Origin of the sequence: Citrobacter sp. Cf088, assembly GCF_030334295.1 — a bacterium.
GTDB classification, from domain to species: Bacteria; Pseudomonadota; Gammaproteobacteria; order Enterobacterales; family Enterobacteriaceae; genus Citrobacter; species Citrobacter freundii.
Genome location: NZ_JAOWEE010000057.1, coordinates 289523 through 304814, shown reverse-complemented (window position 1 = coordinate 304814; position 15292 = coordinate 289523). Strand labels below are relative to the sequence as shown.

General features: G+C 51.3%; 14 protein-coding genes. 9 read left to right on the top strand and 5 right to left on the bottom strand.

The annotated features are described in order from the left end of the window. Nucleotides 1–74 precede the first annotated feature (74 nt). The gene (locus tag OGV71_RS22500) at nucleotides 75–1670 is read right to left on the bottom strand and encodes an ABC-F family ATPase (RefSeq protein ID WP_003035269.1); all 1596 of its coding nucleotides are present in this window, start codon (nucleotides 1668–1670) and stop codon (nucleotides 75–77) included. A gap of 232 nt (nucleotides 1671–1902) precedes the next feature. On the opposite strand from OGV71_RS22500, the gene ldtB reads away from it, so the two are divergent. After that, nucleotides 1903–2823 (top strand): L,D-transpeptidase, encoded by a 921-nt coding sequence (gene ldtB / locus OGV71_RS22495; protein ID WP_003845438.1) that lies wholly within the window; start codon nucleotides 1903–1905, stop codon nucleotides 2821–2823. 94 nt (nucleotides 2824–2917) lie between these two features. Here ldtB and OGV71_RS22490 read toward each other — a convergent pair whose 3' ends face one another. Next, on the bottom strand, nucleotides 2918–4027 hold the full coding sequence (locus OGV71_RS22490; RefSeq protein WP_204583835.1) for an anion transporter: 1110 nt from the start codon (nucleotides 4025–4027) through the stop codon (nucleotides 2918–2920). Further along, nucleotides 4024–4497, bottom strand: a complete 474-nt coding sequence (gene mntR, locus OGV71_RS22485; RefSeq protein ID WP_003035264.1) for a manganese-binding transcriptional regulator MntR — start codon at nucleotides 4495–4497, stop codon at nucleotides 4024–4026. Before mntR ends, OGV71_RS22490 begins: the two co-directional genes overlap by 4 nt. A 186-nt stretch (nucleotides 4498–4683) precedes the next feature. Here mntR and mntS point away from each other — a divergent pair, with 186 nt between their 5' ends. Together mntS and OGV71_RS22475 are read left to right on the top strand one after the other, a co-directional pair. Further along, nucleotides 4684–4812 carry a manganase accumulation protein MntS gene (gene mntS / locus OGV71_RS22480; RefSeq protein WP_003836996.1) on the top strand — a complete coding sequence of 43 codons (129 nt, stop codon included), beginning with the start codon at nucleotides 4684–4686 and terminating at the stop codon, nucleotides 4810–4812. A gap of 276 nt (nucleotides 4813–5088) precedes the next feature. Further along, nucleotides 5089–6675 carry a phosphoethanolamine transferase gene (locus tag OGV71_RS22475; protein WP_003035259.1) on the top strand — a complete coding sequence of 529 codons (1587 nt, stop codon included), beginning with the start codon at nucleotides 5089–5091 and terminating at the stop codon, nucleotides 6673–6675. A 64-nt stretch (nucleotides 6676–6739) separates the two neighbouring features. Here OGV71_RS22475 and ompX read toward each other — a convergent pair whose 3' ends face one another. Continuing rightward, on the bottom strand, nucleotides 6740–7255 hold the full coding sequence (ompX, locus tag OGV71_RS22470; protein ID WP_003035257.1) for an outer membrane protein OmpX: 516 nt from the start codon (nucleotides 7253–7255) through the stop codon (nucleotides 6740–6742). Nucleotides 7256–7608: 353 nt separating this feature from the next. Between ompX and rhtA the strand changes: the two genes are divergently transcribed. The 6 genes from rhtA (at nucleotide 7609) to ybiO (ending at nucleotide 14288) form a co-directional block, all read left to right on the top strand. Then, nucleotides 7609–8496: a threonine/homoserine exporter RhtA gene (gene rhtA, locus OGV71_RS22465; protein WP_204583837.1), complete on the top strand. Its 888-nt coding sequence runs from the start codon at nucleotides 7609–7611 to the stop codon at nucleotides 8494–8496. Between the two features lie 304 nt (nucleotides 8497–8800). Next, nucleotides 8801–9304, top strand: a complete 504-nt coding sequence (dps, locus tag OGV71_RS22460) for a DNA starvation/stationary phase protection protein Dps (RefSeq protein WP_032936399.1) — start codon at nucleotides 8801–8803, stop codon at nucleotides 9302–9304. A 365-nt stretch (nucleotides 9305–9669) separates the two neighbouring features. Further along, complete coding sequence (gene glnH, locus OGV71_RS22455) at nucleotides 9670–10416, top strand: glutamine ABC transporter substrate-binding protein GlnH (protein ID WP_003035251.1); 747 nt, start codon at nucleotides 9670–9672, stop codon at nucleotides 10414–10416. A 137-nt stretch (nucleotides 10417–10553) separates the two neighbouring features. Then, nucleotides 10554–11213: a glutamine ABC transporter permease GlnP gene (gene glnP / locus OGV71_RS22450; RefSeq protein WP_003035248.1), complete on the top strand. Its 660-nt coding sequence runs from the start codon at nucleotides 10554–10556 to the stop codon at nucleotides 11211–11213. Next, nucleotides 11210–11932 (top strand): glutamine ABC transporter ATP-binding protein GlnQ, encoded by a 723-nt coding sequence (gene glnQ, locus OGV71_RS22445; RefSeq protein ID WP_003035246.1) that lies wholly within the window; start codon nucleotides 11210–11212, stop codon nucleotides 11930–11932. The genes glnP and glnQ overlap by 4 nt, the downstream gene beginning before the upstream one ends. A 118-nt stretch (nucleotides 11933–12050) precedes the next feature. Then, nucleotides 12051–14288: a mechanosensitive channel protein gene (gene ybiO / locus OGV71_RS22440; RefSeq protein WP_204583839.1), complete on the top strand. Its 2238-nt coding sequence runs from the start codon at nucleotides 12051–12053 to the stop codon at nucleotides 14286–14288. Here the strand turns inward: ybiO and rlmF are convergent. Further along, nucleotides 14285–15211, bottom strand: a complete 927-nt coding sequence (rlmF, locus tag OGV71_RS22435; protein WP_048233309.1) for a 23S rRNA (adenine(1618)-N(6))-methyltransferase RlmF — start codon at nucleotides 15209–15211, stop codon at nucleotides 14285–14287. The genes ybiO and rlmF overlap by 4 nt on opposite strands. Nucleotides 15212–15292: the final 81 nt, after the last annotated feature.

The window sequence follows — 15292 nt, the reverse complement described above, 5'->3', positions numbered from 1 at the left end:
GAGCTTACATAAGTAAGTGACCGGGGTGAACAGGTGCAGCCAACACACCTGTAACACGAAAGACGACGGGTAAATTAACCGTCAATACCTTTACTACGTAGGTAATCTTCGTAGTTGCCGGTGAAGTCGATCACGCGTTCCGGCGTAATCTCAATCACGCGGGTCGCCAGGGAACTGACGAACTCACGGTCGTGAGAAACAAAGATCAACGTGCCCTGATACATTTCCAGCGCCATGTTCAGCGACTCGATAGATTCCATATCCAGGTGGTTGGTCGGTTCATCCATGACCAGGATATTCGGTTTCTGCATCATCAGCTTACCGAAAAGCATGCGTCCTTTTTCACCACCGGAGAGCACTTTTGCAGGTTTCTTGATATCGTCCTGGCTGAACAGCAGACGGCCAAGGAAGCTGCGCACAACCTGCTCATCATCGCCCTCTTGTTTCCACTGGCTCATCCATTCGAAGACGGTTAGATCGTTTTCAAACTCGTATTCATGATCCTGCGCGTAGTAACCCACTTGGGCGTTTTCAGACCACTTAACGGTACCGTTGTCCGGCTGCAAATCGCCAACCAACGTTTTCAGCATGGTGGATTTACCCACGCCGTTGGCACCAATGATGGCAACCTTCTCCCCTACTTCCAGCAGCAGGTTGAAGTTTTTAAACAGCGGACCTTCATCAAAACCTTTCGCCAGCGCTTCCACTTCCAGCGCGTTACGGAACAGTTTCTTATCCTGTTCGAAGCGGATGAACGGGTTCTGACGGCTGGACGCTTTCACTTCGTCGAGCTTGATCTTATCAATCTGACGCGCACGAGAGGTCGCCTGTCGAGATTTAGACGCGTTGGCGCTAAAGCGGCTGACGAAGGATTGCAGATCGGCAATCTGTGCTTTCTTCTTGGCGTTATCGGCCAGCAGACGTTCACGCGCCTGGGTTGCCGCCGTCATGTATTCGTCGTAGTTACCCGGATAAACACGCAGTTCGCCATAGTCCAGATCCGCCATGTGTGTACAGACCATGTTCAGGAAGTGACGGTCGTGCGAAATGATGATCATGGTGCTGTCACGCTCGTTCAGCGTCTGCTCCAGCCAGCGAATGGTGTCGATATCCAGGTTGTTCGTTGGTTCGTCGAGCAGCAGAATGTCCGGGTTAGAGAACAGCGCCTGCGCCAGAAGCACACGCAGCTTCCAGCCGGGCGCGACTTCGCTCATCGGGCCGTAATGCTGTTCTACCGGAATACCTACGCCCAGCAGCAGTTCACCCGCACGCGCTTCCGCAGAGTAGCCGTCCATTTCGCCATACTGAACTTCGAGATCAGCAACTTTATAGCCGTCTTCTTCGCTCATCTCAGCCAGGGCGTAAATGCGATCGCGCTCCTGCTTCACTTCCCACAGTTCAGCGTGACCCATGATCACGGTGTCAAGCACGGTGAATTCTTCAAAGGCGAATTGATCCTGACGCAGCTTACCGATGCGTTCATTCGGATCGAGGGAAACGTTGCCCAGCGTCGGTTCGAGGTCGCCGCCGAGAATTTTCATAAAAGTGGATTTACCGCTACCGTTCGCGCCAATCAGGCCGTAACGGTTGCCGCCGCCAAATTTGACGGAAATATTTTCAAACAGCGGCTTACTGCCGAACTGCATAGTGACGTTGCTGGAAACTAACACTGGCGTATCCTGAAAGAGAAAGAAATATGTGACAAACCGCTTATTATGCCATAAGTCTGTAAGAAGATCGCGTCTTCATGCGGAAGGGATAAAGTGAAACCAAAAGGAAAAAAATGTGATTTAGTACACATCCGAATTCCTTGTTGCTCAGATTGCACATATAATGCGTGCCCAACACTACATAAATCTCAACCCACTAGCCTGCCTGGCACTGAATCTCGCATACATGAACATGAATATGAAATTAACAACGCTTTTCGCGGCGGCACTCGCAATAGTTGGTTTTTGTAACACCGCTTCTGCCGTCACGTACCCGCTGCCGACCGATGGCAGCCGTTTGATTGGCCAAAACCAGGTCATTACTATTCCTGAAGGCAACACCCAACCGCTGGAGTATTTTGCGGCAGAGTATCAGATGGGTCTGTCTAACATGCTGGAAGCCAACCCGGGCGTGGATACCTTCCTGCCGAAAGGCGGCACCGTGCTGAACATTCCTCAGCAGTTGATCCTGCCTGATACCGTGCATGAAGGTATTGTTATCAACAGCGCTGAAATGCGTCTGTACTACTACCCGAAAGGCACCAACACCGTCATTGTTCTGCCGATCGGTATCGGCCAGTTGGGCAAAGACACGCCAATCAACTGGACCACCAAAGTAGAACGTAAAAAAGCAGGCCCAACCTGGACGCCAACGGCGAAAATGCATGCGGAATACCGCGCTGCAGGCGAGCCGCTGCCAGCCGTTGTTCCGGCAGGTCCGGATAACCCGATGGGTCTGTACGCGCTGTATATCGGTCGCCTGTATGCTATCCACGGTACCAATGCTAACTTCGGCGTCGGCTTACGTGTCAGCCACGGTTGCGTACGTCTGCGCAACGACGACATCAAATTCTTGTTTGAAAATGTGCCGGTCGGCACCCGTGTACAGTTTATTGATGAGCCGGTAAAAGCCACTACCGAACCAGACGGCAGCCGTTACATCGAAGTACATAACCCGCTGTCTACGACTGAAGCACAGTTCGAAGGCGGGGAAATTGTACCGATTACCCTGACCAAGAGCATTACCAGCATCACCGGTCAGCCTGACGTCGATCAGGCCGTCGTTGAGCAGGCAGTACAGAACCGTTCTGGTATGCCGGTTCGCCTGAACTAATCAGCTATACATGCCCGATGGCGCTACGCTTATCGGGCCTACCAACACTGTAGGCCGGATTAGGCGCCAGCCGCCATCCGGCACACCACATCAATTACATCATCAGCAACAAACCATATCCCACCAGCGCCGCCCATATCAGCATCGGTACCGAATACCAATGAAAACGCCACCAGATCCGACGGTCGTTCGCCATCCGTAACGCAATGAGATTCGCCAGCGATCCCGGCAACAGCCCAAAGCCGCCCACATTGACCGCCCAGGCCAGAAGCAGCGTTGGCGGGACGTAGTTCAGCAGCAAAATCGTACTGGGCACATTACTGATAAACTGCGACAGGCCAATGGCGGTCAGCCAAAGCCCCGGCGCTGAAAGCGCGCCAATCTGGTGGGTTATCCCCTGCAGGGCCGGAAGCTGCGTCAGCAAGTGCACATCAATGAACATCGCCATAAACACCAACAGCAGCGTCCAGTCTACGCAGAGGATCACGCGGCGAGCCAGCACCATGAACCCCGCCGCCACAATCGCCAGACCCCACAGCTCTTGTTTTAACTCCAGTGCTACAAGGAAGATGATGTACAACACCAGACAGCCCCACACCAGACGCGGTTGCCAGTCAGGTGCGCGCGTACCGGTGTGATAATGCAATGCTTTATTCGGGAAACTAAACCAGCACAGCACCACCAGCGTCAGCATCATGGCCCCCGCAAGCGGCGCCATTTGCCAGGTAAACGCGATAAACGATAAGCCTGAGTGTCCCCACATCAGAATGTTTTGTGGATTGCCTATTGGCGTTAGCAACGATCCGGCGTTAACCGCCAGCGCCTCAAAGATAATCAGGCGATTCACCGGAATAGCGCACAATTTTTTCAGAGTGATGGTCAGCGGAACAACAATAAACAGCGCAACATCGTTGGTCAGAAACGTCGACAACAACGCCGCCGCCAGCACCATAAATATCGCCAGCTGGCGCTCTGTTTTGAAACGGCGGGTCATCTTGCGCCCTAACACATCGAAGTAACCACTTAGCTCCACGCCTTTGGTCAGTAACATCAGGCCACTAAGCGTGATAATTGTGTGCCAGTCAATCGCTCCCGGCCACGACCGGGGGGTAAATGGCGTGAAAAGGCTCAGTACAACCCCAACGATGATTAACAGCTGGAAAAAACGATCGCGCTGTAAGGCGCGTAATAAAGGAAAACTCATTCAGAGCCTGTTCCTTGCTGTTGCGTAAACCGGCTAAAAGCCTCCAGCGTTTCCTTACTGACGTGATGCTCCATCCCCTCCGCGTCGCGACGGGCAATTTCCGGACTGATACCTAACATCAACAGGAAATTCTCCACAATCTGATGACGCTCCCGACTTTCCTGAGCCAGTCGTTCACCTTCTGCGGTTAAAAACACGCCTCGCCAGGGGATCATTTCAATCAATCCGACTGAAGCAAGACGCTTAAGCATTTTAGCAACCGTCGGCTGGGAAACCCCAAGCCGTGCGGCCATATCCACCTGGCGCGCTTCACCTACCTCAATAATGAGATCGGAAATCAGCTCTACGTAGTCATCAATCAGCTCACGGCGATGCGCCTCCCGAACCTGACGAAACCCTTCAACGTGTTCTTCGACATTCACCAATTGCGTCACTTTTTTTGTTGTTGGCGTACCTGCGCGACGACTCATTCTGCTTCCTCGTTACTGTGACGCGTTAACGGCATCTGATTAGAGAGCGCTCATTGTAAACCAGAGTTGCGCGGGCACAAAAAATTAACGTTTTAGCAATAGCTATATAATATAGCCTGTGCTATATCTGTATATAATAAAGACATCCCTCAAGGACTGATGGGATCGTGAAGTCAGGAGGTTTACATGAATGAATTTAAGAGGTGTATACGCGTGTTTAGCCACTCTCCCTTTAAAGTACGGTTGATGCTGATCTCTATGCTGTGTGACATGATTAACAGCAAACCTGAGAAGGATAAACCTTCAGAAAATTAATGCGGCGTTGCGGTACGCCGCTTCTTTTTCCTGCCGTCATCCGGGTACGGTGGTGGTTTTCGTCCCAATAACCCTTCTTTTTGTCAGTTTTGCCACGTCCCTCGCAAAACAATTTCTTTGTAGTAGTTGACCTTCTCTTGCGCACACTCTATCTTTTCGCAGCCCTGCGTATATTGCGGCTCGCGGATGCGGACCCTATCCCTCTTCTCGCTCTCTCAGGCAGGCAATGACCCTTAGCGCCAGGGTAAGCACATGGCGTTTTTGTAACAGTGGCATATGAATTTAACCCTCAAAGATTCAATCATTGCTCGTAGCCGGGCGATTAGTCCGTGGACTGGCCTCTATTTCTTACAGTCTCTGCTGATCAACCTTGCGCTGGGCTATCCGCTTAGCCTGCTCTATAGCGTTGCTTTCACCTGTATATTGATGCTGCTGTGGCGCAGCGCGCCGCGCGCGCAGAAAGTGCTGATTGGCCTTTGCTCGCTGATTGCGGCAATGTACTTTCCGTTCGGCCAGGCTTACGGCTCACCGAACTTCAATACCTTGCTGGCGCTGCACTCAACCAATATGGAAGAGTCCACCGAAATCCTGACCATCTTCCCCTGGTACAGTTATCTGGTTGGGGTATTTATTTTCGCCCTCGGCGTTATCGCCGTACGTCGTAAAAAAGATGAACAAAAGCGTGGCTGGAACAAGTTCGACAGCGTTTGTTTGCTGTTCAGCGTTGTCGCATTCTTTGTTACTCCGGTACAAAACCTGGCCTGGGGCGGCGTGTTCAAGCTGAAAGACACTGGCTATCCGGTTTTCCGGTTTGCCAAGGACGTGATCGTCAATAACAACGAAGTGCTCGACGAACAAGAGCGTATGGCGAAGCTGTCGAGCGTGAAAGACAGTTGGACCGTAACCGCCGTGAAGCCGAAGTATCACACCTACGTCGTGGTGATCGGCGAAAGCGCCCGCCGCGATGCGTTAGGCGCGTTTGGCGGTCACTGGGATAACACCCCGTTTGCCAGCTCCGTTAACGGCTACATCTTTGCGGATTACATTGCTGCCAGCGGTTCAACGCAAAAATCACTCGGCCTGACGCTGAATCGGGTGGTCGACAATAAGCCCCAGTTCCAGGATAACTTTGTCACCCTGGCCAACCGAGCAGGTTTCCAGACATGGTGGTTTTCCAATCAGGGACAAATTGGTGAATACGACACGGCCATCGCCAGCATTGCAAAACGCGCTGATGAAGTTCAGTTCCTCAAGAACGGTGACTTCGAAGCGGATAAAAATACCCGTGACGAAGCGCTGTTGAAGATGACCGCACAGGTGCTGGCAACCGAGCGCACTCAGCCGCAGCTTATTGTACTGCATTTAATGGGCTCACATCCGCAGGCCTGCGACCGTACGCAGGGTAAGTACGAGACTTTCGTCCAGTCAAAAGAGACGTCTTGCTACCTGTACACCATGACGCAAACGGATGACCTACTGCGCCAGCTATACGATCAGCTACGTAATAGCGGTACCAGCTTCTCGATGGTCTATTTCTCCGATCATGGCCTCGCGTTTAAAGAGCGTGGAAAAGAGGTGCAGTACCTGGCGCATGACGATCAGTTCCAGCAGAATTTCCAGGTACCTTTCATGGTGCTGTCGAGCGATGATAAAGCGCATCGGGTGATTAAGGCCCGTCGATCCGCCAATGATTTCCTCAGCTTTTTCTCGCAGTGGACAGGGATTAGCGCAAAAGAAATAACCAACAGCTACCGCTTTATCTCAGAGAAAAAAGCCGGGCCTGTGTACATCACCAACTTTAAGCTACAAAAGGTGGACTACAACCACCTTGGTACCGACATCTTCGAGACCAAATCTCGTTAACAGCTCATATTGCAGGCAAAAAAAATCCGCCCCGAGAGGCGGATTTTTCATATCACCGAAGTGATTAGAAGCGGTAACCCACGCCAGCGATCCAGGTGCCAACGTCAACGCTACGAATACGGCTCTGCTCGTAGGAGAAGTCCAGAGCAACGTTTTCGATCGGGTTGAACTGCAGACCAGCACCGTAAGAGAAACCGTAGTCGCTGGTGGTGTGGTTGTCAGCCGGGGATGCTGCGTTCTGGAATTTACCGTAACCAACACCCACTACACCGTAGATGCTTGCCCAGTCGTTCAGACGGTAAGCCGGACCAGCAGTGATGCCGTAGTACTGGGTTTTGTTGTAGTCGCCAGAAGCATCGGTACGATCTTTTTCAGTGTAAGTGAAGGAACCGATAACACCCAGCGGGTTGTTGTCCTGCTCGTAGCGATACTTCAGGTTGAAACCGTTCATTTTGTTCGCTGCGCCCTGAGCATCGCTCTGAGCGTAACCACCGGTAACGGTAGAAGTAGCAGCTACAGCAGTACCTGCGGAGAAAGCCAGAACAGCGGCCAGTGCTGAAAGACATGCAATTTTTTTCATAACCACCTCAAATGTGCTTCAAGTAAATCTTAAGTTTTAAATATACCAAAAATTGATGGGAAACTCTTTGCGATTAGCGATGTCTAACGGGGTCTTTCATGTAACAGAACATTTCAGAAATCCGCTATCTCTTTCAATTAACATCAATTTTCTAAAGTAAAATGCCATTATTGCGCGCACAATATGGCACATTCATCCAGATTATTCCTAATCACGCAGATTATTAATCCATCAGTTTCATGCCATTGTACGGAACTGAGCAATTTTTTTTTCAACGAATACTCAACCGCATGTGTGTATTTCCATTACACTCGCTGTTTTACTTCTATTGACATAATTTGACAGGAGAAAGGATGCCGGGGTCGTCACGTAAAGCGCCAGTCTGGTTGCCTATTTTGGTTTTGCTAATTGCTATGTCCTCCATTCAAAGCGGAGCATCTCTGGCGAAATCGCTGTTCCCGCTCGTCGGCGCGCCGGGCGTTACCGCGTTGCGCCTTGCGTTGGGCACCCTCATCCTTATCGCCTTCTTTAAGCCCTGGCGTTTGCGATTCGCCAAAGAACAGCGCCTGCCCCTTCTGTTTTATGGCCTGTCTCTGGGCGGGATGAACTATCTCTTCTATCTGTCAATCCAGACCGTGCCACTGGGAATTGCCGTGGCGCTGGAATTTACCGGCCCGCTGGCGGTAGCGCTGTTTTCATCCCGGCGCCCGGTGGATTTCATTTGGGTTGCACTGGCTGTACTCGGACTGTGGTTCCTGCTGCCATTAGGTCAGGACGTTTCTCACGTCGATTTAACCGGTGCTGCGCTAGCGCTGGGGGCTGGTGCCTGCTGGGCCATCTATATTCTTACCGGGCAGCGAGCCGGGGCGGAACACGGTCCGGCAACCGTCGCAGTAGGGTCATTAATTGCAGCACTGGTATTTGTGCCAATCGGCGCGATCCAGGCTGGTGATGCCCTGTGGCATTGGTCCATTCTGCCGTTAGGCCTGGCCATTGCAGTCCTCTCTACTGCACTTCCCTATTCACTGGAGATGATTGCATTGACGCGCCTGCCGACGCGTACTTTCGGTACATTGATGAGTATGGAACCTGCCCTGGCAGCGGTTTCCGGAATGATCTTCCTCGGTGAAACGCTGACGCTTATCCAGACACTCGCTCTGGGTGCCATTATCGTCGCATCAATGGGCTCTACGCTCACTATTCGTAAAGAGCCACAAATAAAACAAGTCGACGTGAAATAACCACGTAATATTCTGCATGGTTTGCATAATCATGCAGAATATCCAATTGTAAATCTGCGTGATAATAATTCTAAAAAATATAATTTTCTCATCCACATATTTCATTCAATCTCAAAAATTAACATAAAAATAACACCACGTAAGAAACACAACACTCATTGCATTGATTTTATTTGATATTTTATATCTTCCCCCTTCTTCGCTATTAAAGTGATAGGCAACACCGGAAAAAAAAATCCAAATTTAGCGCTATACTTAATTCCGTTGAAGAGTTGGGACATAAATATCAAGAGGATATGAAAATATGAGTACCGCGAAACTGGTAAAAACAAAAGCATCCGCCCTCCTTTATACCCGCAACGATGTGTCTGATAGCGAAAAGAAAGCGACCGTTGAACTGCTGAATCAGCAAGTAATCCAGTTCATTGACCTGTCATTGATCACCAAACAGGCTCACTGGAACATGCGCGGCGCAAACTTCATTGCGGTACATGAAATGCTGGATGGCTTCCGTACAGCCCTGACCGATCACCTCGACACGATGGCTGAACGCGCCGTACAGTTGGGCGGTGTGGCACTGGGCACAACTCAGGTTATTAATAGCAAAACGCCTCTGAAAAGTTACCCGCTGGATATCCATAACGTACAGGACCACTTAAAAGAGCTGGCCGAACGTTATGCCGTAGTTGCAAACAGCGTACGTAAGGCTATTAGCGAAGCAAAAGACGAAGATACCGCGGATATCTTTACCGCAGCCTCTCGCGATCTCGACAAATTCCTGTGGTTTATCGAAGCCAACATTGAGTAACCGCAGACATAAGAATTACCTATATAACCCTCGCTCCGGCGGGGGTTTTGCACATCTATGGTGCATAACATTGATCATTCGTCACTCCAAAGTAAATTATTTGTAATAATCACCTCACACAATCGTTAACGAAAGATTGTTTTATCAACAATTTTTACGCTAAATAGTCATACCGTTTGCACCGTGGCTGGTTCGCACCAAATTAGTGCCCCAAAACAGTGCAGATTACTCGCTTTGCCCTACTTATTGTGCAGAGAAACGAAACACCCTCTTGTTAAAACAATGAGTTGCAAAATTGGCACGATTCTTTCATTAAGCCATATGTTCTCGCAGGGGATCGCCCCGTGGATATAAAAGGAAATCCTATGAAGTCTGTATTAAAAGTTTCACTGGCTGCACTTACCCTGGCTTTTGCGGTGTCCTCCCATGCCGCAGATAAGAAACTGGTTGTCGCAACTGACACCGCGTTTGTACCGTTCGAATTCAAACAGGGTGACAAATACGTTGGATTTGATGTGGATCTTTGGGCTGCTGTCGCCAAAGAACTGAAGCTGGATTATGAACTGAAACCAATGGATTTCAGCGGCATCATCCCGGCTCTGCAAACCAAAAATATCGACCTGGCACTGGCGGGTATCACCATCACCGATGAGCGTAAAAAAGCGATCGACTTCTCTGACGGCTACTACAAAAGCGGTCTGTTAGTGATGGTGAAAGCGAATAACAACGACGTGAAAAGCGTGAAAGATCTGGATGGTAAAGTTGTCGCAGTGAAGAGCGGCACCGGTTCCGTTGATTACGCAAAAGCGAATATCAAAACTAAAGACCTGCGTCAGTTCCCGAACATCGATAACGCGTATATGGAACTGGGCACCAACCGCGCAGACGCCGTGCTGCACGACACACCAAACATTCTTTACTTCATCAAAACAGCTGGCAATGGTCAGTTCAAAGCTGTAGGCGAATCACTGGAAGCCCAGCAGTACGGCATCGCCTTCCCGAAAGGCAGCGACGACCTGCGTGAGAAAGTGAACGGCGCGCTGAAAACGCTGAAAGAGAACGGTACTTACAACGAAATCTACAAAAAATGGTTCGGTACTGAACCTAAATAATAACCGGTAGCGTTGCCCGGTGGCGTGATGCTTACCGGGCCTACGCCTGGATTTTTGAGACCTGTAAGCCGGATAAGCACAGCACATCCGGCAAAACGGGCATTTGAATATTTACACCACGGTAACAGGAACGACATATGCAGTTTGACTGGAGTGCCATCTGGCCCGCCATCCCGCTTTTGATTGAAGGCGCCAAAATGACCCTGTGGATCTCGGTCCTCGGTCTGGCTGGCGGTCTGATAATCGGACTTGCAGCAGGGTTTGCGCGCACTTTCGGCGGTTGGATCGCCAACCACGTAGCGCTGGTGTTTATCGAAGTCATTCGCGGTACGCCAATCGTTGTGCAGGTAATGTTTATTTACTTCGCTCTACCAATGGCATTTAACGATTTACGCATTGACCCCTTTAGCGCCGCCGTTGTCACCATCATGATCAACTCCGGTGCCTATATTGCGGAAATCACCCGCGGTGCGGTGCTCTCAATCCATAAAGGATTCAGCGAAGCCGGACTGGCCCTTGGACTTTCACGCACAGAGACTATTCGCCACGTTATTTTGCCTCTCGCGCTGCGTCGTATGCTGCCGCCGCTGGGCAACCAGTGGATCATCAGCATTAAAGATACCTCGCTGTTTATTGTCATTGGCGTCGCTGAACTGACCCGTCAGGGCCAGGAAATCATTGCCGGTAACTTCCGCGCACTGGAAATCTGGAGCGCCGTTGCGGTGTTCTATCTGATCATTACGCTGGTGCTGAGCTTCATTCTGCGTCGTCTGGAAAGAAGGATGAAAATCCTGTGATTGAATTTAAAAACGTTTCTAAGCACTTTGGTCCAACCCAGGTGCTGCACAATATTGACCTGAACATTCAACAGGGTGAAGTAGTGGTGATTATCGGGCCGTCAGGATCCGGTAAATCTACCCTGCTACGCTGCATTAACAAACTGGAAGAGATAACCTCTGGCGATCTGATCGTCGACGGTCTGAAAGTGAACGATCCGAAGGTAGACGAGCGGTTAATCCGCCAGGAAGCCGGGATGGTGTTTCAGCAGTTCTATCTGTTCCCGCATCTGACGGCGCTGGAAAACGTCATGTTCGGGCCGCAGCGCGTACGCGGGGCGAATAAAGAACAGGCCGAGAAACTGGCGAAAGAACTGCTGGCGAAAGTGGGTCTGGCCGAGCGCGCCCATCACTACCCTTCTGAGCTGTCCGGCGGTCAACAACAGCGTGTGGCTATCGCCCGTGCGCTGGCGGTGAAGCCGAAAATGATGCTATTTGATGAGCCAACCTCAGCGCTGGATCCAGAACTGCGCCACGAAGTTCTGAAAGTTATGCAGGATCTGGCGGAAGAAGGGATGACCATGGTGATTGTGACCCACGAAATCGGTTTTGCCGAAAAAGTGGCTTCACGCCTGATTTTCATTGATAAGGGTCGTATTGCCGAAGACGGTAATCCGCAGGCCCTGATTGAAAATCCGCCCAGCCAACGCTTACAGGAATTCTTGCAGCACGTTTCCTGATAGCTCTGCCTCCCTTCGCCCGAAGGGAGGTTTTTCACCAGAATCCTCTCATTTCAATTCTCTCCCGCCCTGACATCTATACTTATCCTTTTGTATTTATTTTCTCATGGGAGGAGTCATGCGCGGGATCCTGTTCATCATTGTTTGTCTGTTGAGTCTTCCGACCCAGGCGGTGACAATTCCTGGCGTCACCACGCCAACATCAACCAACGCGCAAACCACAGCGGCGAAAGAGCCGGATATTGAACAGAAAAAAGCGGCTTACGGTGCACTGGCCGATGTGTTGGAAAATGACGCCTCGCGGAAGGAGCTGATCGGTCAGTTGCGCAAAGTGGCCACTGCCCCTCCTGCCGAGCCGGTGCCTACCATTGTCCCGCCCACGTTAACGGAAGAAAAAACGGTACTGGAAAACGTCACGGACGTCACCCGCCACTACGGTGAGGCGCTCTCCAGCCGCTTTGCCCAGCTTTATCGCAATATTACCGATGCCCCGCATAAGACCTTTAATCCGCAAACGTTCACCAATGCTCTGACGCATTTTTTAATGCTGGCGGTGTCAGTGTTCGGTTTTTTCTGGCTGATTCGCCTGTGCGCGCTGCCGCTGTATCGCAAAATGGGACAATGGGCACGACGCAAAAACCGCGAACGCAGCAACTGGCTTCAGCTTCCGGCGATGATCGTTGGCGCATTCATTATTGATTTGCTTCTGCTGGCGCTGACATTATTTGTCGGGCAGATACTGAGCGACAAAATGAACGCTGGCAGTCGCACGATCGCCTTTCAGCAAAGCCTGTTTCTCAATGCCTTCGCCCTGATTGAATTCTTCAAGGCCATTTTGCGCCTGATATTTTGCCCAACGGTGGCCGAGCTGCGCCCGTTTAACATTCAGGATGCTGGCGCACGCTACTGGAATCGCCGTTTGAGTTCATTGAGCAGCCTGATTGGCTATGGGCTTATCGTTGCCGTGCCCATTATTTCGAATCAGGTCAATGTGCAGGTCGGCGCGATGGCCAACGTCATCATCATGTTGTGTATCACGCTATGGGCGCTGTACCTGATTTTCAGAAACAAGAAAGAGATAACGCAGCATTTGCTGAATCTGGCGGAAAGATCCCTCGCTTTTTTCAGTCTGTTTATTCGTGCTTTTGCGTTGGTATGGCATTGGCTGGCCAGCGCCTATTTCATTGTGTTGTTTTTCTTTTCGCTGTTTGATCCGGGCAACAGCCTGAAATTCATGATGGGCGCTACGCTGCGCAGTCTGGTAATCATTGGAATTGCCGCCTTTGTTTCCGGCATGTTTTCCCGCTGGATTGCCAAAACTATTACCCTTTCGCCACACACCCAGCGCAACTATCCGGAACTGCAAAAGCGGCTGAATGGCTGGCTGTCGACAGCGTTAAGCGTAGCCAGGATCCTGACGGTGTGCGTTGCGGTGATGCTGCTACTGAATGCCTGGGGACTGTTCGACTTCTGGAACTGGCTGCATTACGGCGCAGGAGAAAAAACAGTGGATATCCTGATCCGTATCGCGCTGATTTTATTCTTCTCCGCCATCGGCTGGACGATTCTCGCCAGCCTGATTGAAAATCGTCTGGCTTCCGATATCCACGGTCGTCCGCTGCCCAGCGCTCGTACCCGCACCCTACTGACACTGTTTCGTAACGCACTGGCGGTGATCATCAGCACGATCACCATCATGATTGTGTTGTCGGAAATCGGCGTCAATATAGCCCCCTTACTGGCCGGGGCCGGGGCGCTGGGGCTGGCTATCTCTTTCGGCTCGCAAACGCTGGTAAAAGATATTATTACCGGGATTTTTATTCAGTTTGAAAATGGCATGAACACCGGCGACCTGGTGACCATTGGCCCACTCACCGGTACGGTTGAACGGATGTCCATCCGTTCTGTGGGCGTGCGTCAGGACACCGGGGCGTACCATATTATTCCCTGGTCATCGATAACGACCTTCGCCAACTTTGTGCGGGGAATTGGATCGGTCGTCGCCAATTACGACGTAGACCGCCATGAGGATGCGGATAAAGCGAATCAGGCGTTGAAAGATGCGGTTGCTGCGGTGATGGAAAAAGATGATATTCGCGGGCTGATTATCGGCGAGCCGTCGTTTGCCGGGATTGTAGGATTAACCAATACGGCATTCACACTACGGGTCTCGTTTACCACCTTGCCGCTGAAGCAGTGGACGGTACGTTTTGCGCTCGACAGCCAGGTGAAGAAATACTTCGATCTGGCCAACATACGCGCCCCGGTACAGACGTATCAAGTGTTGCCTGCACCAGGGAATGGCCCAACGTCTGCGGCAAGCGAACCGCTGCCGCCTACCGAGCCAACGCTTTAGCGTTTACGCGCCATAAAACGACGACGCTGATCGTTATCCATAAAGGTCCAGGCAATAAAGCGACTCTGCTTTTGCCCCTGGGCCATCTCTTTCTTGACCACTTTCACCGCGCCCGCATCCGTTAATGCGTGGTACAGCGGAGGCAAGTTCTCGCCGCGCGAAACCAGCGTGGTAAACCACATAACCTGACGGCCAAAAGCCTGGCTTTCGACGATCATTTTTTTGATGAACGCTACTTCGCCGCCTTCACACCACAGCTCCTGCTGTTGTCCGCCAAAGTTCAGCGCATCATCTTTATCTTGCCCCAGATTACGACGTTTACGCTCGCTTCCTGCGCGGGCTGAGGCCGCAGAATCATGGAATGGCGGGTTACACAATGTGGCTTCATACTGCTCATTTTTGTGAATGATACCGTTGAAGATTGCCGAAGCATCTTTCTGACGACGCAGACGAATAGCACGGGTTAACCCCGGATTGCCGTTTATGATCGCCTGAGCGCTGTTAAACGCTTCGCTACTGCTCTCACTGCCCGTGAATCGCCAGCCGTATTCATGCACGCCGATCAGCGGATAAATACAGTTTGCCCCTACGCCTATGTCCAGGATGCTCGCATTTGCCGGAATGGTTCCGCTGGTTTCCCCCAACAGGTCGGCCAGGTGGTGAATGTAGTCAGCGCGACCAGGAACCGGCGGGCACAGAAAACCGTCTGGAATATCCCAGTGTTTCACCGCATAAAAATGCGCCAACAGCGCCTTATTGAGCGCCTTGACGGCCTGCGGATTGGCGAAATCAACACTCTGCTCCCCGCCGGGCGTGAGGGTGAGAAATTGCGTCAGCTCTGGGGTAACCTGGCATAAAGTCGCAAGATCATAACGGCCATTGTGGCGGTTGCGTGGGTGTAATCCCGGTTTCTGGGCGGACATAGCATTCTCCTTTTAACAGCGGCGTAAGATACCCGCATAACGCCACGCGGTAAACACACACAACAAGGAAATTTGATTTTT